At 41.5% G+C, this 26,171-nt stretch carries 21 protein-coding genes; 9 read left to right on the top strand and 12 right to left on the bottom strand.

Annotated elements, in window-relative coordinates:
- The first annotated feature begins 420 nt into the window (after nucleotides 1-420).
- Nucleotides 421-1,200: a MetQ/NlpA family ABC transporter substrate-binding protein gene (locus WMO13_RS00935; protein ID WP_026879255.1), complete on the top strand. Its 780-nt coding sequence runs from the start codon at nucleotides 421-423 to the stop codon at nucleotides 1,198-1,200.
- Between the two features lie 169 nt (nucleotides 1,201-1,369).
- Entirely contained in the window at nucleotides 1,370-1,633 is a 264-nt protein-coding gene (rpsT, locus tag WMO13_RS00930) for a 30S ribosomal protein S20 (RefSeq protein WP_026879256.1), read from the top strand.
- 234 nt (nucleotides 1,634-1,867) lie between these two features.
- Here the strand turns inward: rpsT and WMO13_RS00925 are convergent, their stop codons facing one another.
- The 6 genes from WMO13_RS00925 to rpoH form a co-directional block, all read right to left on the bottom strand.
- Nucleotides 1,868-2,428 (bottom strand): L-threonylcarbamoyladenylate synthase, encoded by a 561-nt coding sequence (locus tag WMO13_RS00925; RefSeq protein ID WP_034855951.1) that lies wholly within the window; start codon nucleotides 2,426-2,428, stop codon nucleotides 1,868-1,870.
- A 1-nt stretch (nucleotide 2,429) separates the two neighbouring features.
- On the bottom strand, nucleotides 2,430-3,905 hold the full coding sequence (locus WMO13_RS00920; RefSeq protein WP_026879258.1) for an inorganic phosphate transporter: 1,476 nt from the start codon (nucleotides 3,903-3,905) through the stop codon (nucleotides 2,430-2,432).
- Between the two features lie 41 nt (nucleotides 3,906-3,946).
- A complete protein-coding gene (gene gorA, locus WMO13_RS00915; protein ID WP_026879259.1) occupies nucleotides 3,947-5,302 on the bottom strand; it encodes a glutathione-disulfide reductase in 1,356 nt (451 codons plus the stop codon).
- A 119-nt stretch (nucleotides 5,303-5,421) separates the two neighbouring features.
- Entirely contained in the window at nucleotides 5,422-6,021 is a 600-nt protein-coding gene (locus WMO13_RS00910) for a BON domain-containing protein (RefSeq protein ID WP_026879260.1), read from the bottom strand.
- Nucleotides 6,022-6,378: 357 nt separating this feature from the next.
- Nucleotides 6,379-6,945 carry a D-sedoheptulose-7-phosphate isomerase gene (locus WMO13_RS00905; protein ID WP_026879261.1) on the bottom strand — a complete coding sequence of 189 codons (567 nt, stop codon included), beginning with the start codon at nucleotides 6,943-6,945 and terminating at the stop codon, nucleotides 6,379-6,381.
- Nucleotides 6,946-7,016: 71 nt separating this feature from the next.
- The gene (gene rpoH / locus WMO13_RS00900) at nucleotides 7,017-7,895 is read right to left on the bottom strand and encodes an RNA polymerase sigma factor RpoH (RefSeq protein ID WP_026879262.1); all 879 of its coding nucleotides are present in this window, start codon (nucleotides 7,893-7,895) and stop codon (nucleotides 7,017-7,019) included.
- 383 nt (nucleotides 7,896-8,278) lie between these two features.
- Here rpoH and WMO13_RS00895 point away from each other — a divergent pair, with 383 nt between their 5' ends.
- Entirely contained in the window at nucleotides 8,279-10,606 is a 2,328-nt protein-coding gene (locus tag WMO13_RS00895; protein ID WP_026879263.1) for an NADP-dependent malic enzyme, read from the top strand.
- 308 nt (nucleotides 10,607-10,914) lie between these two features.
- Nucleotides 10,915-11,538, top strand: a complete 624-nt coding sequence (locus tag WMO13_RS00890; protein ID WP_051396280.1) for a peptidoglycan DD-metalloendopeptidase family protein — start codon at nucleotides 10,915-10,917, stop codon at nucleotides 11,536-11,538.
- 121 nt (nucleotides 11,539-11,659) lie between these two features.
- Here WMO13_RS00890 and pcnB read toward each other — a convergent pair whose 3' ends face one another.
- From pcnB to rplM, 3 genes are read right to left on the bottom strand one after another with little or no spacing between them, the layout of a single operon-like run.
- Entirely contained in the window at nucleotides 11,660-13,243 is a 1,584-nt protein-coding gene (pcnB, locus tag WMO13_RS00885; RefSeq protein ID WP_084331513.1) for a polynucleotide adenylyltransferase PcnB, read from the bottom strand.
- Between the two features lie 20 nt (nucleotides 13,244-13,263).
- Nucleotides 13,264-13,656: a 30S ribosomal protein S9 gene (gene rpsI, locus WMO13_RS00880; RefSeq protein ID WP_026879265.1), complete on the bottom strand. Its 393-nt coding sequence runs from the start codon at nucleotides 13,654-13,656 to the stop codon at nucleotides 13,264-13,266.
- A 20-nt stretch (nucleotides 13,657-13,676) separates the two neighbouring features.
- Nucleotides 13,677-14,105 (bottom strand): 50S ribosomal protein L13, encoded by a 429-nt coding sequence (gene rplM, locus WMO13_RS00875; protein WP_026879266.1) that lies wholly within the window; start codon nucleotides 14,103-14,105, stop codon nucleotides 13,677-13,679.
- A 607-nt stretch (nucleotides 14,106-14,712) separates the two neighbouring features.
- Between rplM and WMO13_RS00870 the strand changes: the two genes are divergently transcribed.
- The gene (locus WMO13_RS00870; protein WP_026879267.1) at nucleotides 14,713-15,510 is read left to right on the top strand and encodes a siderophore-interacting protein; all 798 of its coding nucleotides are present in this window, start codon (nucleotides 14,713-14,715) and stop codon (nucleotides 15,508-15,510) included.
- A 476-nt stretch (nucleotides 15,511-15,986) separates the two neighbouring features.
- Here the strand turns inward: WMO13_RS00870 and WMO13_RS00865 are convergent, their stop codons facing one another.
- Genes WMO13_RS00865 through ptsP form a run of 3 tightly spaced genes read right to left on the bottom strand, consistent with a single transcriptional unit; the run spans nucleotide 15,987 to nucleotide 21,307 of the window.
- On the bottom strand, nucleotides 15,987-17,759 hold the full coding sequence (locus WMO13_RS00865) for a PTS fructose transporter subunit IIC (protein ID WP_026879268.1): 1,773 nt from the start codon (nucleotides 17,757-17,759) through the stop codon (nucleotides 15,987-15,989).
- Nucleotides 17,760-17,762: 3 nt separating this feature from the next.
- Entirely contained in the window at nucleotides 17,763-18,758 is a 996-nt protein-coding gene (locus WMO13_RS00860) for a 1-phosphofructokinase family hexose kinase (protein WP_245601173.1), read from the bottom strand.
- Nucleotides 18,755-21,307, bottom strand: a complete 2,553-nt coding sequence (gene ptsP / locus WMO13_RS00855; RefSeq protein ID WP_034855954.1) for a phosphoenolpyruvate--protein phosphotransferase — start codon at nucleotides 21,305-21,307, stop codon at nucleotides 18,755-18,757. Before ptsP ends, WMO13_RS00860 begins: the two co-directional genes overlap by 4 nt.
- Nucleotides 21,308-21,853: 546 nt before the next feature.
- Here ptsP and WMO13_RS00850 point away from each other — a divergent pair.
- The 4 genes from WMO13_RS00850 to ygiD all read left to right on the top strand — a co-directional run bounded on the left by WMO13_RS00850 (nucleotide 21,854) and on the right by ygiD (nucleotide 26,073).
- On the top strand, nucleotides 21,854-23,302 hold the full coding sequence (locus WMO13_RS00850) for a DUF4139 domain-containing protein (RefSeq protein ID WP_026879271.1): 1,449 nt from the start codon (nucleotides 21,854-21,856) through the stop codon (nucleotides 23,300-23,302).
- A 201-nt stretch (nucleotides 23,303-23,503) separates the two neighbouring features.
- Entirely contained in the window at nucleotides 23,504-24,577 is a 1,074-nt protein-coding gene (locus tag WMO13_RS00845) for a hypothetical protein (protein ID WP_026879272.1), read from the top strand.
- 51 nt (nucleotides 24,578-24,628) lie between these two features.
- The gene (locus WMO13_RS00840; protein WP_026879273.1) at nucleotides 24,629-25,201 is read left to right on the top strand and encodes a LemA family protein; all 573 of its coding nucleotides are present in this window, start codon (nucleotides 24,629-24,631) and stop codon (nucleotides 25,199-25,201) included.
- Nucleotides 25,202-25,251: 50 nt separating this feature from the next.
- Complete coding sequence (ygiD, locus tag WMO13_RS00835) at nucleotides 25,252-26,073, top strand: 4,5-DOPA dioxygenase extradiol (RefSeq protein WP_026879274.1); 822 nt, start codon at nucleotides 25,252-25,254, stop codon at nucleotides 26,071-26,073.
- The last annotated feature ends 98 nt before the right edge of the window (nucleotides 26,074-26,171 follow it).

Genomic DNA, 26,171 nt, shown 5'->3' with positions numbered 1-26,171 from the left:
TTTTTATTTTATCTCGATATTTCAATCGATCTATTGTAGCAGCGTAATCCATATCTTATAATCAATTTGGTTTAAGAAAAATGGTTTTTAAACAGCTATTGTGGGGTTTTAAAAGAAGATAAAACCGTACTAAACAACACTTGCAAGATGCCGGATAGAACAGATTTTCTCACCTAGATCAGTTGATGCGCCGGCATTTGAATCAGCTTCTTTTGAAACGATCTTACTATAAAGCTCATGATAGCTCATTGAGATTTATGATAGAAGCGACATCTAGCCTCAAATGGCAGCGATTAAATACATACTAAACATACTTTTTAAATATATTTTTATCAAAATAGCTTGATTTCATAGAAAAAGCTCGTTATAAAAGAGTTCTCGGGGCTCGATTCCTCACTATTTATTTAAAGGATATTCATCATGCGTAAATTAGCACTTGTTTCAGCACTTTCACTTATTCCATTCTTTGGTCTGGCAGCAGAGAAACTCACTGTAGCAGCAACACCGGTACCTCATGCAGAGATTTTAGAGCAGATCGCACCTAAACTCGCAGAGAAAGATATTGATCTTAATATCGTGGTTGTGACTGACTATGTACTGCCGAACATGATGGTGGATGAAAAAGAAGCAGATGCAAACTTCTTCCAACATACTCCTTATCTTGATGAATTTAACAAAAATCACAATATCAATTTAGTGGCCTTAACGCCTGCAATTCATATTGAACCGATTGCCGGCTATTCACAAAAAATTCAAAATATTAGTGACCTTCCTGATGGTGCAAAAGTCAGTATTCCTAACGACCCCTCCAATGGTGGCCGCGCACTCATTTTGCTTGATGATGAAGGCTTAATTAAACTGAAAGATCCAAGTAATATTCTTTCAACTACATTTGATATCGTTGAAAACCCACATAAATTAGAGTTTGTGGAGCTTGAGGCGCCAATGCTGGCTCGTACCCTTGATGAAGTTGAATTAGCACTCATCAATACTAACTTTGCATTAGATGCGGGTTTAAATCCGACTAAAGATTCTCTCTTTATTGAGGGCGCACAATCACCTTATACTAATATCATTGTTGTCCGCCCTGAGAATGAAAATGACCCACGCATCAAAGCATTAATGGAAGCGATTACATCAGATGATGTTCGTCAATTCATTGAAACGAAATATGAAGGTAGTATCGTTCCTGTTTTCTAAGAAATCGTTCTCAGAAAAAGTGCCCGCTTTCTTCCCATTTTCAGTGAAATTACATTGACAAAACCATGAAAAAGGTTAATCATATGTGATTATTACAAATTTAATTGCGCCGATTTTAGGCGCAATATTGTGTTATAAATTCATACATTTTTTAAATTGGAGTAAAACCTTGGCAAATACAGCACAAGCAAGAAAACGCGTTCGTCAAGCTGAGAAGCACAATGCAGCTAACGCTTCATATCGTTCAATGACTAGAACTTATGTTAAGAAAACCATCAATGCAATCAAGAGCAATAACCGTGAAGAAGCGATTAAAGCTTTCGCTAAAGCTCAAGGCGCACTTGATCGTTCAGCAAAACGTGGTTTAATCCATAAGAACAAAGTTGCACGTCTTCTTAGCCGTTTAAATGCTCAAATTAAAGCATTAGCTTAATTGATTCATAGACATTGCCGTTATCTACTATTAGTAGCAATAGCAATATCAATATACAATCATTCTTCTCTTAGAAATATCCATTCTTTGAGTGATATAGATCATAGAAAAGCCCTGTCATTTTATGTCAGGGTTTTTTATTTCTTTCAACCTAGAGTGATATCGATACACATAAAAAAAGAGACTTACATATAAGCCTCTTTTATTCAGATATGATGCCATCCTAATTAAAATCTAAGCACGAATCACCGCTTTGGTTTTAAGATTTACGATACGCGTAGGTGACGATAATCCACCAATCTCACCCATCATCACACCAGCAATCTTGGTACCAAAAACTCCCATAATCGCTTCAGGCGATATTAATGGCGCTTCTTGATGCAAATTCGCACTAGTCGATACAACTCCAACAGACATACGCTCACAAAGCGCTAAAGCATCCGGATGATTGGTAATACGAATAGCTAAGGTCGTGAAATCCCCCCGCAAATAGTGTGGAACAGATTCTTTTGCTGGAACAATCCAAGTGTAACGAAACCCACCCCGATATGATTCTAATACCTCCGTTGTCTCCGCTCTGTCTAAGGGCTCAATCAGTGAGCCGAGCTTCTCTAAGGAAGCACTCATCACAATAAACCCTTTACTTGATGCTCGCTGCTTCATTGTTAGCAAACGTTCAACCGCTAATTGATTAGTTGCATCAGCGGCTAATCCATATACCCCTTCCGTAGGGTAGGCAATCACTTCCCCGTTTTGTAACGCGAAAGCTGCCTCATCATAACTTAATAATTTCATCCTAATTCACAAACAGATAAGTGCCTAGCACATAAAGTCCAAAAGAGAGCGCAGTTGAGACCGGCAAGGTCAAAATCCATGCAATCACAATATTTTTAACCGTTGATTTTTGGAGCCCTGCCTTATTGGCGATCATCGTCCCGGCAACGGAACTAGAGAGAATATGTGTAGTCGATACAGGGAAACCAAAATGGCTAGCAGATGCAATCGCAAATGCCGAGACAATCTGCGCACTCATTCCTTGTGCATAAGTCATATCTTTTTTACCGATTTTACCACCCACAGTATCTACAACCCGTTTCCAACCAATCATCGTTCCCATTCCAAGTGCAGCGGCTACCGCAACAATCACCCAGAAAGGGGCATATTGTGTTGTTTTGGTAAGATCTTTACCAATTGCTTTATACGATTTACGATACCCCTCAGGTAATGCCTCAACAGACTCGAGCGTCTTAGCAATATTCGCTAAACACATCACCTCATTACGAACACCCCAACGTTGATCTGTTGTCAGCTGGTCATAATTATCAATGCCCTCTAAAAGATGGATCAATTTTTTAGAGTGTTGCGTCATTTCACTATATTCACAACTAAAAAGACCTTCATCTTCGGCTTGCGCTTTGCTCTGCTTAGGATAGAGCTCATCTAAGACCGTTTTATTACTATCGTAATAAGCAATCATCTGCTGTGCTGCAACGCGCGTCTGTTCAATTTCAAAGACACTTGAATTAAGATTCAAGACAAAATGCGCTGGTACTACACTAAAGAGCACTAACATCACTAAACCAATCCCTTTCTGCCCATCATTTTGCCCGTGGGCATAACTCATCCCCATTGCAGAGGTGACAAGCCAAAATCGGGGCCAGAAAGGTGGCTTCTTCTTATTGTCTATAACATGACGTTGATAAGGGGTTTTATGAATATAACTATTCGGAAGAAAACGTAAAAGCCCTAAAAGAAGCAATCCTGCTAAACCAGCCCCAATAAAGGGGGAAAAGAGTAGAGATTCAAAAACGCCTAAAGCTTTACCCCAGTTCACGCCTTCAACTAAGGAATGATCATTAATCAGGGCATTCGCAAGCCCAACCCCAAGGATGGAACCTATTAATGTGTGGGAACTAGAAGCTGGAATACCAAAATACCAAGTACCAAGATTCCAAATTAATGCGGCCACTAAAAGTGACACCACCATCACTAGACCCTTTGTAGAGTCTGCACTCGCTAGGAGATCCATCGGTAAAAGGTTGACTATTGCATAAGCAACGCCTAAACCGCCAAGTAAAACACCGAGAAAATTAAAAATCCCCGATAGAAATACCGCTAAACGTGGCTTTAATGATTTGGTATAAATCACCGTTGCAACAGCATTTGCCGTATCATGAAAGCCATTGACGAACTCAAAGGCAAGCACTAAACCGACCGATAAGACTAATGTTAATAAAATTGCGAAATCAATACCCTGAAAAAATTCTAACATGCCGTTTCTACTCTTAATTCATCTGAAATTTATTAGTCTTATTAACGCATCGTTACTAATTCTTCGGCAGCTGTCGGATGAAGCGCTACAGTGTCATCGAAATCTTGTTTTCGTGCGCCCATTTTTACGGCAACAGCAAAGCCTTGAAGCATCTCATCGACAGAAGGGCCTATCAGATGAATACCGACAATTTTTTCCTCTTCGCCAGCACAAACCATCTTCATCGCTGTTTTCACAGGTTTATCGCTAAAGCTAGAGTACATCGCTGTAAACGAAGTAGTATAACAGGTGATTGCAGCCTGCCCATACTCAGCAATCGCCTCTTTTTCAGTCAAACCAGTGGTTCCAATCGGAGGATGTGAGAAGACAATACTTGGAATATTGTGATACTCCAAATGCCGATCCGTCATTCCATTATGCAGACGATCAGCCAAACGACGCCCTGCGGCAATTGCAACAGGCGTTAATTGATATTTACCACCGATAATATCGCCTAATGCGTAAACACCCTCAACATTCGTCGCTTGATACTTATCAACAGTAATAGTGCCATCCGGATTGACCGGCACATCGGTATTCTCTAAACCAATGTTGTGAGTATTATAACCACGCCCAATCGCCCAGACTAAAAGATCCACCTCTAGTGTTTCACGCTCTGTACGAACGGTTAATGAACCATCTGCATTTTTGATCACTTCTTGTACATTAGAGCGCGGATGAAGCGTTAAATGCTCATCTTTCATCAACTCCTCATAGAGATGCTCCGTGATATAAGAATCAAAATGACGAAGAACCATATCACCACGGCACAAGAGCTCTGTTTTACTTCCTAATGCCGATAATAATTGGGCTAATTCAACGGCAATATAACCTGCCCCCACCACAGCAACGCGCTTTGGTGCTTCTTCAAGGTCAAAAAATTCATCAGAAGTAATACCATACTCTGTTCCAGGTACATCTAAACGAAGCGGATACCCTCCCGTTGAGATAACGATCGTTTCGGCACTATATTGCTCGCCATTGACTTCCACCGTTTTATTATCTACAAATTTTGCAGCACCATGAATCACATCAACGCCAGCATTAGGCATATAGCTTTCATTATACCAATTCACGATATTGTGAATATATTGATCACGTTTTGCTTTAAGTGTTGACCATGAAAATGATGGGCCTTCAAACGAAAAGCCGTATCCCTTGGCATCATCGAAAGTATGGGCAATATTGGCTGCATTCCACATCACTTTTTTGGGAACACAACCAACATTCACACAAGTACCGCCGAGCTTATCTTTTTCAATAAGTAGGCATTTCACACCATAACTTGCAGCACGCTCCGCGTAAGATAGACCTCCCGATCCGCCACCGATTATAATTGCATCATACTTTTGTACCATTACATTCACCTTTTTAATGTCATTCATCTGAATAATGATTCTCGCTATTTTACTACAAAGTAGTTAATCGATTTCCATTTGTTCAGTTTTCATAAAGAATCTTATATTAAAGCTTTGTGCTAATTTACATTATAGAATTGTCGATTCACAATATCAAAGAAGGGCACAACCTCTTCCACCCCTTCTACATGTCTTACAATATTAATCGCTTCTTTCGCTTCAGCTTCGTTAACAATCCCCATTAAGTAGACTTTACGCCGGGACGTCTCCACTTTCACATTCGCAGCATTAAAACCCTTTAGCGTAATCTCTGTAGCCAATGCCGCCTTTACTTTAGCAGTAATCATTGCATCAGTAGAGATACTTGCAATAGAGGCTTCAGGCGCCACAATCAATTCATTATGTACCCCCTTCACATGCTCAGTATTAAGCACGGCTTTCTCCACCTCAAGCCCAAGCTGTTGAGTAGGTACCTCACCTAAAATCAAGACCACGCCGTTATAGCTTAAAATACTAATATGGGCATGCATCCTACCAGGTAACTCTCCAATTTTACTTTGTACTTTTACGGTGATCGCATTATCTTCTACAATCTGCCCTGCTGTACGCCGATCATTAACGCCTAAAGCAGTTGCGCCGACACCTCCCACTATGAGGGCAGGAACACATCCCGCTAAAGCCCATAAAACACTACCTAGTAACAAAAATCGCTTCATCATATTTACTCACCATTTAGGGCAAAATATCATTAAATTATTCTCACCAACCATATCCTCTATCCGTATAAAACACAGCTATTTATGATTGATATCATGTCTACTTTATATTAAGTTCTCTTTATTGTGCTTTCTTTATTGCACCTAATCTTATCACTACTTAATAGAGCGCTACACAAGTTCCATCCAAGTTCCATTCAAATTCCATTCAAATTCCATTATCTTTTCCTTCTCTCTGACTTTTATCATCTTTTATTCATCATATTCATCTGACTCACCTGTAATAATTGTTTACGTCTCAGTGTTTATGGTGGACATGATAGTCATAATAGGAGTTAGAAATCTCAAATTGAAAATGATTTAGAAAGCCTGATCGATCATTGCACACCAAATATGGATCACTAAAATATGCATCTCTTGAATTCGGGCGGTTCTATGACTTGGGATTTTCACAAGATGTAGATGATCCGAAACAATCTCCGCCATCTTCCCACCGGTTTCTCCCGTCAAGGCTAATACGTGCATTCCTTTGGCGAGTGCCACCTCTACAGCATTATTAATACTGACTGAATTACCACTAGTACTAATTGCAATGAGCACATCACCTGATTGCCCTAATGCTTGAACCTGCTTAGAGAAAACAACTTCATAACTATAATCGTTCGCGATCGACGTGAGATTAGAGCTATCTGTCGTTAATGCAATTGCCGGCAATGGGGCACGTTCTGTTTCAAAACGGTTAATTAACTCGGCGGCAAAATGTTGTGCATCTGCAGCAGACCCCCCATTACCACACACTAAAACCTTATGGCCATTTTTGAGAGCATCTACTAAAACATGACCTGTCGACTCGATTACCTCTGGCAATTGCGTTAATACTTTCTCTTTAACGGCAAGGCTCTCTTGAATATGGGAAATGGCTGTCATCGTTATTTATCTCCAATAATAGAAAAGACCCAGAAAACAATCTCTGAGTCTTATGAATTATAAAATGTATCCTATACAGTTAACAGGTCTTTGATTTTACTCATCGCCTGATTTTCAATTTGTCGAATCCTTTCGGCGGAGACTTCATACTTATCCGCTAATTCTGTTAAAGTCGGGCGTGCCTCATCTTCATCTTGCATCCAACGTTGCATAATTATATCTTTACTCCGAGGATCTAGCTCTGCAAGCGCAGTATTAAGCTTCTCATTCTCGTAATGTGTATAATCCTCTCGTTCAACCTGTTGCGATGGGTCTGCATTATGGCTTGCAAGCCAATCAGAAGGGCTAAAATCACCATCATCACTACTGCTATTAGCGGGAAGATCAAATGCAATATCGTTAGAGAAAAGTCGCATCTCCATTCTCTTTACTTCAGCCTTACTCACATTGAGTTCTTTGGCAATATCAGAAGCCTCCTGATCAGTTAACCAATCAAGGCTCTCTTTAGAGGAGCGGAGATTAAAGAAGAGTTTACGTTGCGCTTTAGTTGTCGCGACTTTCACAATTCGCCAATTACGAATCACATACTCATGGATTTCTGATTTAATCCAATAGACAGCAAAAGAGATCAATCTTACATTATAAGCAGGATCAAAACGCTTGACTGCTTTCATCAAGCCGACATTTCCCTCTTGAATCAGATCAATCAGCGGTAGGCCATAGCCCGTATAGTTCTTTGCAATATGCACTACAAACTTTAGATGCGACAAGATTAATGTCTGCGCTGCATTGAGATCTTGATGTTCAAGTAAACGATACGCTAAAGCCTGCTCTTCTTCCGCTGTGAGCGTCGGAATATCACTAATCGCACTAATATAAGCATCTAAACCATCTGCAACCGACGGGAAAGTATTTGCTCTTAGCACTAATTGTTTATCTTGATCGGACATTCAAACCCTCCAAATTTGAGTAGAATAGATTCTCTTCCATTAACTCAGTTTAAACCAGACTCTTCCCTGCTGTTCACTGCGGGTTAGTATAACAAATATCCTCTAAATCGTCCTTATTAAATATTCATTTAATATTCTTATGAAGATCATAGACACGCTTTTTAACAATTAGCAGTACAACAATCAATCCACCGGTGAGCGTCTAGCATTTCTGCCTATTTTATTCATTTTTAGCGAGCCCTTTGTAAACATTTTAGACAGCTATTTTCCAATACTATCTCCGATATTATGCTTTTTTATAACAGAATCTATAGATTCACAATAAAATCCTTGTTAGTATCTAATATTTCCCTCATATTTCAGTACAAAGGATAGATCTAAATATGGATTCTCCCAACAATAAAACTGAAGATCTTCGTATTGAAGCACTTCGCTATCATGCACAGCCTAGACCTGGAAAAATATCGGTTGAAGCCACTAAACCGCTTGTCAACCAAAAAGATCTCTCTTTAGCCTACTCTCCTGGCGTTGCCTATGCTTGTGAAGAGATCCAAAACGATCCATTAACAGCATTAGATTATACTGCTAAAGGCAATCTCGTCGCCGTCATCAGTAATGGCACTGCTGTTTTAGGCTTAGGTAATATTGGCCCCCTTGCCGGCAAACCTGTGATGGAAGGTAAAGGCGTTCTCTTTAAAAACTTCTCCGATATTGATGTTTTTGACATTGAAGTCGATGAGCTTGATCCCGATAAATTTATCGATATTGTCGCAAGCCTTGAACCCACATTCGGCGGCATTAATCTCGAGGATATCAAAGCGCCTGAGTGTTTCTATATCGAAAAAGAACTCAAAAAGCGGATGAATATCCCCGTTTTTCATGATGATCAACATGGCACCGCAATCATTACCGCTGCAGGTGTGATTAATGCACTTAAACTCACCGACAAGCGGATTGAAGATGTGAAAGTCGTCTGTAGTGGTGCTGGTGCTGCGGCAATCTCCTGTTTAAATCTTTTAATGCGCTTTGGCGTCAAAAGAGAGCATATTACCGTCGTCGATCGTGATGGGGTAGTGAATCATCTTCGTTCCCCTGAAAGTTTAGATGAGTATAAATCTGCTTTCATCCAACAAACAGATAAAACAACCCTAGGTGAAGTCATCGAAGATGCTGACATCTTCCTCGGCCTTTCAGCACCTCGCGTTTTAACAGCTGAAATGGTCGTTAAAATGGCGCCACATCCGCTGATCTTTGCACTTGCAAACCCTGAGCCTGAAATTCGTCCTGAGCTTGCACATGCAGTACGAGAAGATGCCATTATTGCAACCGGCCGCTCTGATTATCCAAATCAGATCAATAATGTACTCTGCTTCCCTTACCTCTTCAGAGGGGCGCTCGATTGTGGTGCAACAGAGATCAATGAAGATATGAAAATGGCATGCGTTGAAGCGATTGCAGAGTTGACTCATAAAGAGCCAACCGATGAAGTACTTCATGCTTATCCCGGTGAAAACCTGCGTTTTTCAAGCAGTTACATTATTCCAAAGCCATTTGACCCGCGTTTAATCGTTGAACTTCCCATTGCCGTTGCCAAAGCTGCAATGGAGTCCGGCGTTGCACAACGTCCTATCACCAACTTTGAAGAGTATCGCCAACGTCTTACTGAGCATTTCAATAAGACCAATATGGCAATGCGCCCTATCTTCAATCAAGCAAAAGAGAATGCGAGAACAATCGCCTATTGTGAAGGTGAAGATGAGCGTGTTCTGCGTGCGGTTTACCTTGTCAAACAAGATCGTCTAGCGAACCCTATTCTCATTGGCCAACCGAAAGTGATTCAACAACGCATTGAGGAACTTGGGATCAATCTTCCAACCAAAGTTTTAGCGCCCACCGATAAGATCAGTAAAGATATTATGAGCGACTATGTTCAAATTATCGATTATCGTAATCCGCCAATGCTCGATGAATGCGCAGAGAAATATTATGAAGTGATGCGCCGCAAGGGAATTACCCCGGAGCTTGCCCGCCAAAGAATGCAAACCCGCGGCAATCTTCTCTCAGCCATGCTCTTACAATTAGGTGTTATCGATGGTCAGATCAGCGGTATTTTAGGCCAATATCATCGCCATGTTCACCACATTGTCGATGCCATCGGGCTTCGTAAAGGTACACTACAAGCGGCTGCGATTACAATGCTTCTTTCACCTAAAGGGCCTCTCTTCTTTTGTGATACTCATGTTAATGAAGATCCAACTGCTGAAGAGCTTGCAGATATTACGCAAATGGCAGCGAAAGTGGTAGAACGATTTGGTATTACGCCGAAAGTGGCTTTAATTTCCCACTCTAACTTTGGCTCTCGGGAATCGAAGTTTGCACGGAAAATGCAGCAAACTCTGAATATTCTTAAAGCAGAAGCACCTGAACTTGAGTGTGAAGGTGAGATGCAACCCGACCTTGCACTTTGGGAGCGTTATCGTAATGCTTATTTCCCTAACTCAGAGCTTCAAGGTATGGCAAATCTCTTTATCTTTGCCAATATTGATACCGCAAATGTGACTTATAACTTTGTTCGCACCATTACTGATAGTATTGCAGTAGGCCCTATTCTTACCGGAATCTCTAAACCTGCACATGTTGTAACAAATATTGCTACGGCTCGACGCATTGTCAATGTCACTGCAATCTGTGCAACCGATCCTATTGAGTAATGAGGTACCGTTATTAAAAATCGATGAATTAATGTCACAGTGATTAAGATTAATTATTAAGCCATATCTTATTGTTCATATCTTATCCTTCATATCTCATTGATATAAACTGTAACATTAATCCTCGGTAGAAATTTATTATAATAAAAAATCCCCCTAAAAGATTGAAGGTGTTAAAATGATCGCCTTCCTTTTAGGGTTTTTTATCAGCGATATAAAAGTAGAGAGTTATGTACCTTAAACGACTAATACTATTTCTGATCACTCTTCTGATCGTTCAAGCTTGTAGCTCTACAAGAGAGTATACTGTGCGCCCCGGTGATTCATTAAGCAAAATCGCTAAACAACACAATATGTCGGTCAAAGAATTACAACAATTAAATAATATCTCTAACCCCAATCTTATTAAAGCGGGGCAAACATTAGTTGTCAAAGGCAAGGCTGGTGAGGTACCTGTAGCTTCCACTGCTGCAAGTAGTAATGCTAATCCACAACCGCTTCCTAAACGCAATAATACTGTCGTAACGCCGGCAGCGTCTCCTGCACCTAAAGACAAAGTCACTACACCGGTAAAAAATTGGCGTAAACCCACTGCAGGAAATGTCGTTCGCACTTATAACCCCAATATTCCCGGACAAAAAGGAATTCAGATTGCCGGCACATTACACCAACCGATTGTAGCCGCTAATGATGGAGAAATTGTCTTTGCAGGTGCCGGTAATTCTGGCTATGGCCAACTCATTATTATTCGCCACAATGCCAATACCTACTCTGCTTATGGCTATCTCTCCTCTATCAATGTTAAAGAGGGCCGTAAAGTCAAGAAAGGTGAACAGATCGGAACAATGGGTAATAGCTTTGATGGCCGAACAGTACTCTATTTTGAAATCCGCACACAAGGGCAAACGGTTAATCCGATGAATTATATTTAAAATATAGTAAATTTGGTTTAGGGAAAATGGTTTTTAAGTCGCTCGAGTTGACAAAGAAAAAGGTAGCCTTTGCTACCTTTTTCTTTATCCTACTAGATTGTCAATTAGAGACCTATATCACTTAGGGCTCATTGACTTGAGCAGCCTCACTCTGAGTCTTTGAACGTTTGCGAGGGCGCCGTTTACGTTTCTTCTTCGTTTCAACCTCTACCCCATTATTACTCGCGATCGGTTCTAGAGCCGTTTTATTTTCACCAGCATTATTACCGACTTTTGGTTTACTAGAGCGGCGTCTTGAGGGGCGTTTTTTCTGAGAAGCACTATTAGCATTCTCAGACTCATCTTGCCCTTTCACCACATTTCTCAGCGCTTGCTTTACCTCTCGGCGCTCTTCTCTATTACGTTGTTGCTCATTCGCTAAGAGCGTTGCCTCATATACAGAAAATTGCCCTTTCCAATAGTTTGCTCTCGCGATCACCGATTCACTCTCTTGCGCCTCAGCCCGAAGTAGTAAAAAGTCATAAGCTGCTTTAAAACGCGGATTTGCCATCAACTTTTCAGGATGATGAATGACTTTCGCTTCTAATCTAAATTGCAGCACCCACAATTCTTCAATAAACTCGCGCACATAACGTGGAATCACTGTAATCTGATGCTGAATTTTAAAGACTTCATCAATGGCCTGTTCAGAAGCTGTTCGATACTTCACACCTTGCGCTGTTAATGCATTAAATCGGGTAATAAACGGCTCCCACAACAAAGAACCATACACAAAGTAAGGAGAGCTCGATAATCCCTCTTTCGCTCGTAAATCAGAATTATGAAGCGATTGACGTAGCAGATGTTGTGCCGGAAAATCTTGTTGCGCTAATGCTCTATACGTCAGAGGGAATAAAATCTCAAATAACTGATGCGCCATTAATCGCTCATAAGATGCCTCACCATGCCCCGTTAAAAAGAGCTTAAGCACTTCATCATACATCCTTGCCGGTGAGACATTTTCAAGTAACTGACGATGTTCGGCAATCGGCGCTAATAGATCAGGCTCAATCTGAAAACCAAGTTTCGCCTCAAAACGAATCGCTCGCAAAATTCGCACAGGATCCTCTAAAAATCGCTCTGTTGGATTCCCAATTAAACGAAGTTGCCGCTGTTTCATATCAGCAAAGCCGCCGCAATAATCAATAATCGTCTGATCACGTACATCATAAAAGAGCGCATTGATGGTAAAATCTCGGCGCATCGCATCTTCATCAATATCGCCATAGATATTATCACGAGTGACAAATCCTTCTTGATTAGTCTGATAATGCTTTGAGCGATCATCCACTTCATTAGAACGGAAAGTTGCCACTTCCACCACTTCACGCCCAAATAGGACATGCACTAAACGAAAGCGACGACCAATAATTCGGCTGTTACGAAATAACCGACGAATTTCATTCGGGTGAGCATCAGTGACAATATCAAAATCTTTCGGCGCTAAACCAAGCAGTAGATCCCGAACGCCGCCGCCTACCAAATAAGCATTAAATCCAGCGCGATTCAATCGTTGAATCACTGTCATCGAATTTTTTGAAATTTGGCGATTACGGATAGGATGCGTATCTGCCGAATAGATTGTTGGCTCCATTGCCGTTGGCTCCTCGCCGTTATTCCAAAAAGAAAAGCCTTTCGCTAGAAAGGCTTTGATCTGTTTTATCATACTCAAAATAGCGATAGAAATTAACGTTTTGAGAACTGTGTTGCACGACGTGCACCACGAAGACCGATTTTCTTACGCTCAACACTACGTGGGTCACGAGTTACGAAACCTGCTTTACGTAATGGCGCACGATTTGCTTCATCATATTCGATTAATGCACGTGTTAAACCATGACGAATTGCACCAGCTTGACCACTCATACCGCCACCTTTTACAGTTACGATCACATCAAATTGATCTGTAGACTCTAAAAGCTCTAATGGTTGACGCACGATCATGCGAGTGACTTCACGTGGGAAGTACTCATCAATTGCTTTGTTATTTACAATAATGTTGCCTGTACCTTTGCGTAAGAAGACTCTTGCTGCTGATCTTTTACGTCTTCCAGTACCATAGTTTTGGTTAACTGCCATAATAAATTCTCTCTTCTTAATTAGATGTCTAAAACTTTAGGTTGCTGTGCTGCATGCGCATGCTCAGGACCTGCGTACACTTTAAGCTTACGAAGCATATCTCTTCCTAAAGCATTTTTAGGGAGCATACCTTTTACCGCAAACTCAATTACGTTCGTAGGTTTAGTTTGCAACATCTTTTCAAGTGTCGTTTCTTTTAAATGACCAACATAACCAGTATGCTTGTAGTAAATTTTTTGCTGCATCTTGTTACCGCTTACACGAATTTTATCCGCATTCACAATAACGATATAATCACCTGTATCTACGTGTGGCGTAAATTCAGGCTTATGCTTACCACGTAAGCGTCTTGCAACTTCGCTCGCTAAACGGCCGAGGGTTTTTCCTTCTGCATCGATTAAAAACCATTCACGGGTTACTTCAGCAGGCTTTGCACTAAATGTTTTCATTGAAAACTCCAAAATAAATAATCACTAACAAAAAAATCTAAGACCAACAATTCAATCCACCGGTAACGAGAATACCGGCAAGCGCTAGGCGCTCATAGATTACTGGCTTAAATCAACGTTAGGGGTCGCTGGTAAACGATTCGGGCATTTTACTGAATATATGTCTAAAGATCAAGCTAAATAGCAATTGAACATCCTAACATAAATCTATAAAAATATCGCTTAACTACAACGCTCATGATCAATCATCCTATTTTAATTAAAGTTGAATTCATTGAAATCGAAATCCAATTTATAGAACAAAAATTACTTTAAAAAAATATAGTGAGAATAGGCTTTCATAATTCAAAAAGCGAACCTTTACCATCAAATCTTTTCAAAAATTAGAACATGATCGCTGAAAAATCATCTTCATAAAAAAGGTTCTTCAAGATCCTTCAATAAATGCAAATGATAATCTATTGCATTTGAAAATAAGATCCATAAAATAGAGTGCTCACAGATAAATTTTAAGACTTTGGCAAAGTCTCTATTTCAGCGATCTATGGTAACTTTTACACAAAATTGAACCATCACGCTGATGTTTAAATATTTAAAGGATGAGTTTATGAAAGTTCATAGAACAACTGTTTCACTTGTAGATAAGCACTATATTACACCCGGCTACTTACGCCTAACATTCCACTGCGAAGAGATCGCCCCTTTCGCAGAAGTACCATTAGGTGTGAATAATAAACTCTTTATTCCTCCCCAAGGTATGCGTCAAGTAGTAATGCCAAGCTATAATGCTGACCTAAAAGTCTGGGAAATTGAAGATGAATCCCTTCGCCCGACTGTACGTACTTATACCCATCGCGGCATTGACCTTGGGAAGAAACATTTAACCGTTGATTTTGCGATTCATGAAGGCGATTCAGTTGCTTGCCAATGGGCACTCAATGCAAAAGCCGGCGACACCGTTGGACTTGCGATGAAATTAGCTCACCGAGAAGTATTGCCACCTCGAGACCATTATCTCTTTATCACTGATATGACAGGTATTCCCGCCGTTTCATCGTTAATCGCAACAGTCCCACAATCAGCATCTGTAACAATCATCACTGAAGTATTAAGTGAAGCAGATATTCACTCTGATCATTATCAAACAGCGGCAAATCTACAACTTCAATGGCTCGTAAACCCTCACCCTGAACAAGGCAGTGAATTAGCATCTCGTGGAATAGAAATCTGGAAACAATTGCCGGAATCGAATTTTAGTCATATTACAGCCGAATATCATACCGTTAAAAAACTTCGAGACTTTCTTCGACAAGAGATGGGAAAAGGTAAAGAGGATTTCTTCGCCTGCGCCTATTGGCAGATTAATAAACGAGAAGATGAAGAGCGGGAAAAACGCTTAGACTAAGGATTACTCACTTGCGGGCGCTCGATTGTATGGAATTGCAAGCATCCCCTCCCGCTTTGAAATAGCTTCTATTTGAAATGACTAAGAGAAGCTATCGCATCGCCGGGGAGAATGACCTTATTCTTATCATAATCACGTGCCGGCAGATTGCGCATTTCTCTACGCTGAACGATATCGCTATTCCACAATCTTATGCCGGCAATTATGATAGTTCTTAATACTGAGAGATCCGAAGATCACTCGCTTGCGGGCGCTCGATTTTACTGGTGACTCGCTTTTTCTATCCCGCACTGAATCAGTTTTGATTTGAAATAACTTACTCTGAACAATAAGAGTTTATCAATACCCATAAAAATACCCTCAGATTTTCATCTTGAGGGTATTTTGTATCAGATATACCGCTAATAGTACTGATCATCAATATATGATGACTATATGCGATATATCATCACTATCAATGAGTTAATCAGTTATTATTACTTTGCAGGCGCAACAACTTCTACGCGTCTTTTTAATAAGACTAATAATAGTGCTGAAGCCACAGTTCCTGCAATAATCGCAATAATATAACCGATTAAATGGGTAATAGCTCCCGGAATAAAGAGTACAAAGATCCCACCATGAGGTGCTCTTAACTCACAACCGAGCATCATTGAGATACCCCCCGTAATTGCCGCTCCTACCACGAAAGATGGGATCACACGTAACGGATCTCTTGCTGCAAAAGGAATCGCTCCTTCACTAATAAATGAGAGCCCTAAAACAGCTGTTGCCGCTCCTGATTCATACTCATCTTTGGTGAATTTACTACGATAGAGACGAGTTGCAAGCGCTGCAGCAAGTGGGGGTACCATACCCGCAGCCATTACTGCTGCCATTGGCTCATAAACGCCAGATCCTATGAGTGCTGCTGATGTTGCATATGCCGCTTTATTTACAGGTCCACCCATATCAACCGCCATCATCCCACCGATTAATGCTCCCACAAGGAAGCCACCAGCGCCTTGCATTCCTTTCAACCAATTTTCAAGGGCATGTAGAATATAAGCCACCGGTTCACCGACAATATAGACCATAATAAGACCTACAAAGAGCGTGCCTAATAATGGTAAAATCAGAATCGGTTTTAAACCTTCAAGATTACGCGGTAATTTGAGATATTTGATAAGAAAACGAACAAAATAACCCGCCACGAAACCAGCAATAATCCCACCTAAGAACCCAGAACCTGTTGCCGCAGCTAACATTCCCCCAATCATACCTGGAGCAAGTCCTGGTCGATCAGCGATGGAGAAGGCAATGTAACCTGCTAATACCGGCACCATCAATGCTAAGCCATAACTACTACCAATCGTAAAGAGATAGTAGCCAATCGAGCCCTCATCTTCGCCGACATTAATCCCGCCAATTGCAAATGCAATCGCCATCAACAATCCACCGGCAACCACGAAGGGGAGCATGAATGACACCCCGTTCATCAAATGCTTATAGACACCCGCTGATTTCGCTTTTTCTCCACTATCTTCAATGACATCATCTTCAGCATCACTGCTTGCCCCTTTTTGGGTCTTCGCTTCTTTAAGTGCTTGCTCAATTAAGGCTTGACCATTACTAATTGCTTTTTTAGTGCCTGATGAGAAGACCCGCTTACCATTAAAGCGTGAACGATCCACTTCTCTGTCTGCAGCAATCATCACGATATCGGCATCCCGAATCTCTTGAGCCGTTAATGCATCTTGTGCTCCCACTGAGCCTTGGGTTTCTACACGCATCTCAATATCCATCGCTTTAGCCGAGTTAATAAGTCCCTCAGCCGCCATAAAAGTATGCGCAATCCCTGTTGGACAAGACGTGATCGCCACAATCTTAATTGGCCCTGAATGACTCACTTCTCCTCTCTCCATATCCGATGCAGTGGGAGATTTAGCAAGTGAAATGGTTCCTGTAGACCCTGACCCCACTACATTTGTTAATACTGTTGCGGCATCCCCTAAGACATCATCTGCAGTGACTGATTGCAACTCTCCTTTCAATCCTGACACCTGATCAGCCGAGAGATCTACCAATAAAACAGTATCATCTACTGTCGGATTTTGAGAAAATTGTGGCAACCGCCCCACTTCTGCCAAAGAGCTTAGATCTAACGCAATCGCCTCTTTTTCTGCGGCTGCTTTCAAAGCTTCTAACACTACAATGCGACGAACTTCTGAAGTTTGTGGCCCTACGACTACCCATAACTTTCGATTCATAATCTATTTCTCCACTTTGTCAATTTGAACAGCTTGTGCTAATGCCTCTATGTGATCACTCTCCGGCAAGTGAGGGCCAATAAAACCTAAAGTCCCTACCGCAAAAGCTGTACCTAAACGTGCAACACGTTCAAGATCAAGTTTATCGGCAGAGTCTTTTACTGAGGCTTCTGCAATCGCCGCGGTCATTCCTGCCACCATTGCATCCCCTGCACCTACAGTTGTCAGAACCTTCTCCGCCTTAAGATAGGCCCGTAACGTCCCTGCTTTTGAGAGGAAATAAGCACCATCTCCACCCATAGAAATCGCCACTAAGGCAACGCCTAAATCCACTAATTTTCGCGCTTCGGTTAAAATAGCATCTGTCGTTTCTAACTTCCGACCCGCCCATTGAGCAAGCTCTACTTCATTCGGCTTAATGGCAAATGGCAAGCGATCGCCTTTCAATGCTGCAATTAAGGCCTCACCCGATGCATCGAGAATCACCTTACTCGCTTGCGGTGCTGCTTGAATCAATTGGCGATAACTATCCACCGGCATCCCTTCTGCTAAAGAACCTGAGAGAACCAGTAATTCTGGTTTCTGTTCTGCAAAAGTCGCTGCAACACGCTGTAAAGCCACTTCAGTTCCGGCAATGCCGGGGAGATTAATATCGGTTGTATCATTTTGATCGACAATTTTGATATTCGTGCGATTCTGCCCTGAGACGCGCACAAAGCAATCTTGAATCGCTTTGTCTTTCAGTGCTTCTTCAAAAATTTGAGGATTGCTCTCCCCTAATAGACCGCCGGCACGAACAGAAAACTGTCCCCAATCCGCTAAGCATGAAGCCACCATAATCCCTTTACCGCCGGCATTGTAATGGACAGATTCTGCTCGCTGTACCGCCCCCACCGTTAAGCGCGGAACTTTAATGGTCTGATCAATCGCCGGATTGAGCGTAATAGTTAAGATACTGTTCATTGTATGATCCGTTGTATGATCTATCACCTGACTCATTCATCACCTCCTTGAAGTGCTTCCACCTCTTCAGCACTCTCAAATGAGAGGGCTTTTTCCGCAAGCGCCTTGATATCTGCAAATGATTTTTTACGAATACCGGCTTTCACTGCAGCAACATCTCTTGGCGTCATCGATAACTCACTCACCCCTAAGCCCATCAAGATTTGTGCGCCTAAAGGATCACCTGCTAAGCCACCGCAAACACCTACCGGACGTTGATGTTTTTGCGCCCCTTTTACCGTCAAATCAATCAGGCGTAAAACCGCAGGATGCAAGCTTTTCGCTTCCGCTGCTAACACGGGGTTTTGGCGATCAGTTGCAAGGGTATATTGGGTTAAGTCATTCGTACCAATGGAGAAGAAAGCCACGTGTTCTGCAAGTTTATCGGCTAATACCGCAGCTGCCGGCACTTCGATCATAATCCCAATAGGGATTTCTGGCGCATCTAAGCTACTACGCACCTCTTCACAATACTGTTTAAGGGTTAACACTTCAGAAACAGAGGTGATCATCGGGAACATAATCTTAATATTGCTCACCTCTTTTGCTGCACGATAAAGTGCACGCAATTGGGGCAACATCAGATCTAAACGTCTGAGTAAAAGTCGTGAGCCACGCACGCCTAAGAAAGGATTCTCTTCATGGGGTAATTTAAGATGTGCCACTTGCTTATCGCCCCCGATATCCAAAGTTCGGATAATAAGCTCACGCCCTTCAAGTTTTTGCCCCATCTCAAGGTAAGTGGCATATTGCTCATCTTCAGTTGGCGTATCGCCCCGCTCAAGGAAGAGGAACTCTGTACGCATCAAACCCACACATTCAGCGCCTTCTGAGAGCGCTAGTGGGACTTGATCAGGACGATTAATGTTGGCTCCGATAATAATATTGACATCATCTGTTGTAGTTGCCGGTAATTGACGACCTTTCTCTGCCTCTAAGCGTTTCTCCGCTAATTGCGCAGCCCACGCTTTTGCAGAAGCTAGATTCTCTTCTGATGGATCGAGATAAACGCGACCGGCATCCCCATCGACGACCAAGGTATGTTTTTGATCAAGGTCTGCTAATGTAGAACCTAATTTGTCCCCTATTTTACCCCCTATCGCAACCACCGCAGGAATGCCTAATGTCCGCGCTAAAATAGCCGTATGAGAAGTAGGACCACCTGCAAATGTGGCAATGCCTTTCACTTTATTAGGATCTAAACCGGCCGTATCTGAGGGTGTTAAATCTTCCGTCACCACAATAAATTCACCGGCAGGAAGATCCGTAAGAGAGTTTTTCTTTAAGCTACTATCAATATTCGCTAATACCCGCTGACCGATATCCCGAAGGTCAATCGCTCTAGCGGCAATCAGAGGATTTGCATTGCTTGCCAATTGATTGGCTTTCATCTCCACCGCTTCATGCCAAGACCAAGCAACACCATGCCCCGCCACCATTCGCTGACTCGCAAGGGTCATTAACTCTTCATCTGCTAAGAGTGCTGATTGTGCCTTAAAAATCTCTGCATCTTTTGCCCCTAATCGACGGGTGATATCATCTACGATCGATTTGAGCTGTAATTGTGTTTTTTCTAAAGCACGACTTAAACGTTCACTAGCCGTTGTCAAAGGTTCAGGTTGATCAGGAATCTCAAGCACCTTTGACTCAAGGAAATAGACTTGCCCCATTGCAAACCCGGGGCTTGCAGTAACACCTGCAATCGGCGCAATCTCTGCAGCAGGCTTCCATCCACCATGTTTGGCATTCATTAGCGCTTCAGCTGCTTTTTTCGCCGCCTCAATTTCCCCTTTTGAAAGGCCGGTAATCACTTGCTTCAATTGCATTAAAGCATCTTGTGCTTGATCACCTTCGGCAGAGATCACAATTTGATCTCCCTCTCTTAGGCCTAACTGAAGTAATGCCACCATATTGCCGGCATCCGCCACTTCCTGTTGGTGGCGTACTTGAATTTTGATACCTTGATTAACCCATGCTTTAGCCGCATCAGACCATGCGGTTGCCGGGCGCGCATGTAAGCCTGATGGATAATCAATCGTCCATTCAAACTGTTCTGCTAAATCGGTAACAGCCTCTGTGATAACGTTAGCTTGAGTATTGACCTGATCTTCTAGTAAAGCGGCTAAAATCAGTTGAGGATCTGTCGTTGTTTGTAATTGTGCTAACAATTCTTTATTTTGCATTAAGCGCGTTAAACGTCGCAGAATCGTAATATGTGTATCGCCTTTCGCCGCAATACCCACGACTAAAGTCACTTTTTCACCATCGTTCCACTCAACACCTTCCGGCACTTGTAAAACGGCAATCGCATCCTCTTTGATCAAGGATTTATCTTCAACCATGCCATGGGGAATGGCGATACCTTCCCCGAGATAAGTATTAGAAACCGCCTCCCGTCTTTGTAGACTATCAATAAAATCAGGGGATACCGCGCCGGCTGCAACTAAGATCTCGCCAACCGCTTTAATGGCCTCTACCTTGTCCCTGGGGCCGGCATTTAGCTTAATGGATGATTCGGTTAAGATAAGCTTTGGTGATGATGTCATAAAAGACCTCCCATTCAATAAATTCTCATAACGACTACTAGCTACTTTGTGATTACCTACTCTAACGAATAATCCTTAGGCTCATCGTTCTCACTGATAACCTCGTTCATAAACGCTTATAGTTGAACCTTAACAATTAAACTCTTACTAATAACTTCTAATTATTTATAGTAAAATAGAGCTAATGGCTTTTAACATCAACTTTTAACATCAACTTTTAACATTTGCTTTTAACTATCTGCACTAAAGAGTATCTCTAGTATAACCTTATAAAAAAATAGTGCTGTATCAATCCATTTTTTGATTTATACATCACCCGCTCTTCAACAGTTCCTATTAAACCTTTCTTCAATTTTTTAACTAATAGCCAATGAACAACAGTTTAAATGACACTGTAATAGGAATAATATCCATTGTAATGACATTATTATCCCTGAAAACTATTTAAATTTATCGAATAATTTTCATTTTTTATCAGAAAAAATTGATATAAGACCTTTTTCACCCATTTTTTCAAGCGAAATCTCAAACTGGAGCGATCTATCAATGAAAACCAAAATGATCCACACAATTTTACCGACTCTCGTGGCCTCTTCAATAATGATATCTTCTATTGCACAAGCAGAAGATGTTCATAAAACACCAATAGTAACTATTTATCAGGGGAATATTGCGTTAATTCAAGAGACTCGGGCACTCACATTAAATCATGAAAACAGCACGCTTTTCCTATCAGGCATCTCCCCTTCAGCCAATACCTCATCATTAGTGTTAACCTTCACAGCAGACAAAGAGGGGGAGAAGGTTCCTACTATCGTAGCGAAGAAGCTAGATCGAAATATTCTCTCTCCAAATACGCTTCTCAATGACTTTGTAGGCAAACAAGTGAAAATCGTGAGCACACAAGCCGGACAAGAAAAGGTTGAGACCGCAACTATTCTCTCGAATAACGGTGGGCTCATTATCCAATATCAAGATCGCATTGAACTCAACCTGCCTGAGAATGCCCGTATCGCCTTTAGTACGTTGCCGGAAGGATTAAGTAATACGCCTGTTTTATCGGTTATCCTCAATAATCTGCCGGAGACAAAATCCCCTTATCAAGCGAATTTAACCTATCTCACCGGTGGTTTAAATTGGAGTACGGATTATATCGCGCAACTTGATGATAAAAATAAAACCCTCAAACTAGAAGGGTGGGCAACGATCAATAATGGTAGTGGTCTTGATTATCAAAATGCCAAAATTCGCCTGATCGCCGGTGAGCCTAACTTGATCCATACGAACATCACTCCTCGCTACAATATGGCACTCATGGCTTCAGCAAAGATGGAGATGATGGATGAATCAACCGCGATCTCGGCCCAATCAGTGGGTGATTTCTATCTCTATGATATTCCAACAATTTCAACACTTAAAAATAATGAAGAGACGCAATTAATGCTCTTTACAAGTGAAGCGATTCCTTATCAGAAGAGTTATTACTTCACTAACTACGCATCTTATCAACGAGAGTCCGACAAGATAGATTTAACGAACGCAGAAATTCGTATCTACTTCAAGAATGATGAAGCATCTCACCTCGGCTTCCCGCTTCCTTCTGGCATTATTCGGCTCTACGAGGGAGCACAGAACATAGCCTTCCTCGGCGAAGATCAATTACCCGCTACTCCCAACCAACAGACAGCCATACTCAATAGCGGTAAAGCCTTTGATGTAACACAAAAACGTCAATCCACAAGCTATAATATTATTAATGAAGATGAAACCGAGATTAGCTATCAACTCACGCTCTCAAATGCGAAGTCTGAAGCGGTAGAGGTTGTTGTAAATGAACGCATTCCCAATATGAGCGATCTGAATTGGGAAATGATCGATACGAATCATAAAATTAAAAGCTCAAATAGTGACGGTGTCACTTGGAAATTGACCATTCCTGCAAATAGTGAAAATGTCTTAACCTATACTATTCGCTATACCCGTTTCAAAAATTAATCCGTTTCAAATATAGTAATTTTGGTTTAAGAAAAATGGTTTTTAGGGGCTATCAGGAGATTTAAAAAACATAAAACCTAGCTAACCAATGCTTGCAAGATGCCGGACAGAGCAGGTCTTCGCCTCGATCAGCCGATGCGCCGGCATTTCAATAAGCTTATTTTGAACCGATCTTACTATAGAATTAAGAGAAGGAGGAATATGGCCTTTATCGCCCATAATCGACGGTTAAAGCAATTTATTAACCACATCGATAATGCACTTCAAAAGGCAGATACCCCGCAAGCACTCATTGCTGTTGTTGAGGAAGCTAAAAGTTTTGAGGGGAATCTAGCCTTTGATCAACGGGATTTCTATCTCTATTTTACGCTCGATTTCTTACTCCTCATCGGGAGCACACTCTTCTACCAACGAACCGGGGAAGGCTTTGCCCTCTTTCTCTCTTTTCTATCCATCTTTATCGCCTTTATTTTAGGGCAACGCTTTTTTGCCCGCCGGAAATTACTCGATAATCTCTCAGCTAAAATCTTCTATCAAGATTTTCTCTTCGATAATGAGCTCACAGTAGATCATTCAGAATATTACCAATTGCCGGCGCTACTAACGCGATTATCGGACTTCAATCGAGGTAATCATTCGCGAGAATTACGAGAATGCTTAAGGGGCTATTATCAAGGGCAGCAACTCACTTTTACCTATCATTACTATCATCTCCATTATGTAGATCAACGCACTGTAGAAAAACGAGGCAATGATGGTGAGATGAGTCAAGAGACAGTCCTTGAACATTTTGATCGTTATGGTTTAATTCTGAATTTACAATCTATGAGCACCATGACCCAAATCGCGCCCATTGTCATCGCCGCCAATAAGCGCCTTATCGGCCTTAATGAAGGGGATTATGCGCCGGCATCCCTTAATTTTCGTAAGACATTGATTGTCTATAGTCAAACACCCCAACAAGCCGCTCGTTTCTTGACACCGACAACCGTTGAACAATTAGAATATTTTGCCAAGCATTATCAAAAAATTGCGCTTGAGGTCAATGAAGAACAGGAACTCTGCTTCTCATTTGATGATAATGATCTCTTAAAAGTACCGCAACAATATGATCTCTCAAACCCTGGGCAATTTATCGCTGAGCTATCGGGGAAATCTACAGCGCTCAAACTTGAGAGAACCCTTAAAGACCTTGAGACGATATTGTGCGAAAATGATCATAATTTCAATGTTATTGATCCTTCACAGGCAAATGACTCATCAACACAATCCTAGATCAAGGATCACAAAAACCATAGATTATAAAGAATGATAAAGGAGATCTTTATGTCAACACCACTACTGATTCTACTTGCGATTATCGCCTTACTCCTGTTATTGATCGTCATGATTCATAACAGCATTATTACTTTCTATAATGCGTGCCAACGGGCTTGGGCAGATGTGATCGCCGAAGAGCTCAAGAAAACAAGGCTCCTGCCGAACCTTGAAAAGATGGTAGAAGAGTACAAAGTTCATGAGGCTTCAGTACTACAAAATGTCACAGAACTTCGTTCAGCTTTACAGCAAATTTCACCAGAGAAAACCGATATTGATGCACTCACTAAAGTGAATCAACAATCAAAAGCACTTCTCAGCAATATTAATATGGTGGCAGAGAACTACCCAGACCTGAAAGCCTCCAATATCTATCAAAGCTTTATGCGAGAATTATCCGAACTTGAAAATAATATCGCCGCCAGCATTCGGATATTCAATGGCAATGTAGAGCGTTATAACACGAAGATTGAAGTATTCCCCAACGTTCTTATCAATAATATGATTACCCATAAACCACGTCTCAATGTCTTCACAGATGCTGTTGCTACCGACCACTTCGAGTATAAGCCTAATTTTTAGAGTCCCTTCTTCAACTCGCATCTATTCGTTAGCATGGAGCTATTGTCATCATGAATTTACAACAACTAGAAAGGATCACCGCAAACTTCTCTCAAACAGAGAAGATGCCACTTCTCTTCATAGGTCATGGAAGCCCGATGAATGCAATTGGCAATAATCAGTTTACCCAAACATGGGGAGCACTTGGAGACAATCTCCCTAAACCTACAGCAATCCTCTCCATTTCAGCGCACTGGGAAACAGATGGCTCTCGCGTAACGGCAATGCCGGCACCACCGACTATTCATGATTTTTATCACTTTCCTCAAGCGCTCTATCAGATGGAATACCCGGCTCCCGGCGATCCCTTATTAGCCAAGCAAATCCAATCGATGGTCAATACTATTCAACTCGATCATATTTGGGGGTTAGATCATGGCACTTGGTCCGTTCTCTGCCACCTCTACCCACAAGCAGATATTCCTGTGTTACAACTGAGCCTCAACACCAATCTCTCACCTATGGCGCATTTTGAGTTAGCACAAACATTACAATCTTTACGACAAAAAGGGGTTCTTATTATTGGCAGCGGTAATATCGTGCATAACTTACGCCGTATCGATTTTCACAATGAGCATGGCGGTTACGATTGGGCTGAAGAAGCAAGAGAGATCATCAACCAACAAGTTCTTGCGCGGGATAATACCGCTCTACAAGCATTTCGTGATGGTAATCGCGCCCTACAACTGGCTATTCCTACAGATGAGCACTTTCTGCCATTACTCTACATTATGGGGCTGCGATCTTCTAAAGATGAAACACTCCTCTTCAACGATCAAACAGTGATGGGATCACTTGCGATGACGGGTTATTTGATGGGGCGGTTATCGTAGCAACGATCATCACTTCCTTTCTTTTTCATCCTTTCTTTTTCATAGTTACATCAAATTAAAAACCCTCTAATTATGCAGATTACAAATATCATAATTAG

It is taken from the genome of Ignatzschineria larvae DSM 13226 (genome assembly GCF_038500265.1).
GTDB lineage: Bacteria > Pseudomonadota > Gammaproteobacteria > Cardiobacteriales > Wohlfahrtiimonadaceae > Ignatzschineria > Ignatzschineria larvae.
This window is presented reverse-complemented; position numbering and strand designations above follow the sequence as displayed.

Coding starts and splice junctions, on each gene's coding strand:
- WMO13_RS00935 (WP_026879255.1), top strand. CDS start 421: ATGCGTAAATTAGCACTTGTTTCAGCACTTTCACTTATTCCATTCTTT.
- WMO13_RS00925 (WP_034855951.1), bottom strand. CDS start 2,428: ATGAAATTATTAAGTTATGATGAGGCAGCTTTCGCGTTACAAAACGGG.
- WMO13_RS00920 (WP_026879258.1), bottom strand. CDS start 3,905: ATGTTAGAATTTTTTCAGGGTATTGATTTCGCAATTTTATTAACATTA.
- gorA (WP_026879259.1), bottom strand. CDS start 5,302: ATGGTACAAAAGTATGATGCAATTATAATCGGTGGCGGATCGGGAGGT.
- WMO13_RS00910 (WP_026879260.1), bottom strand. CDS start 6,021: ATGATGAAGCGATTTTTGTTACTAGGTAGTGTTTTATGGGCTTTAGCG.
- WMO13_RS00905 (WP_026879261.1), bottom strand. CDS start 6,945: ATGACAGCCATTTCCCATATTCAAGAGAGCCTTGCCGTTAAAGAGAAA.
- rpoH (WP_026879262.1), bottom strand. CDS start 7,895: ATGTCCGATCAAGATAAACAATTAGTGCTAAGAGCAAATACTTTCCCG.
- WMO13_RS00895 (WP_026879263.1), top strand. CDS start 8,279: ATGGATTCTCCCAACAATAAAACTGAAGATCTTCGTATTGAAGCACTT.
- pcnB (WP_084331513.1), bottom strand. CDS start 13,243: ATGATAAAACAGATCAAAGCCTTTCTAGCGAAAGGCTTTTCTTTTTGG.
- rpsI (WP_026879265.1), bottom strand. CDS start 13,656: ATGGCAGTTAACCAAAACTATGGTACTGGAAGACGTAAAAGATCAGCA.
- rplM (WP_026879266.1), bottom strand. CDS start 14,105: ATGAAAACATTTAGTGCAAAGCCTGCTGAAGTAACCCGTGAATGGTTT.
- WMO13_RS00870 (WP_026879267.1), top strand. CDS start 14,713: ATGAAAGTTCATAGAACAACTGTTTCACTTGTAGATAAGCACTATATT.
- WMO13_RS00865 (WP_026879268.1), bottom strand. CDS start 17,759: ATGAATCGAAAGTTATGGGTAGTCGTAGGGCCACAAACTTCAGAAGTT.
- WMO13_RS00860 (WP_245601173.1), bottom strand. CDS start 18,758: ATGAGTCAGGTGATAGATCATACAACGGATCATACAATGAACAGTATC.
- ptsP (WP_034855954.1), bottom strand. CDS start 21,307: ATGACATCATCACCAAAGCTTATCTTAACCGAATCATCCATTAAGCTA.
- WMO13_RS00850 (WP_026879271.1), top strand. CDS start 21,854: ATGAAAACCAAAATGATCCACACAATTTTACCGACTCTCGTGGCCTCT.
- WMO13_RS00845 (WP_026879272.1), top strand. CDS start 23,504: ATGGCCTTTATCGCCCATAATCGACGGTTAAAGCAATTTATTAACCAC.
- WMO13_RS00840 (WP_026879273.1), top strand. CDS start 24,629: ATGTCAACACCACTACTGATTCTACTTGCGATTATCGCCTTACTCCTG.
- ygiD (WP_026879274.1), top strand. CDS start 25,252: ATGAATTTACAACAACTAGAAAGGATCACCGCAAACTTCTCTCAAACA.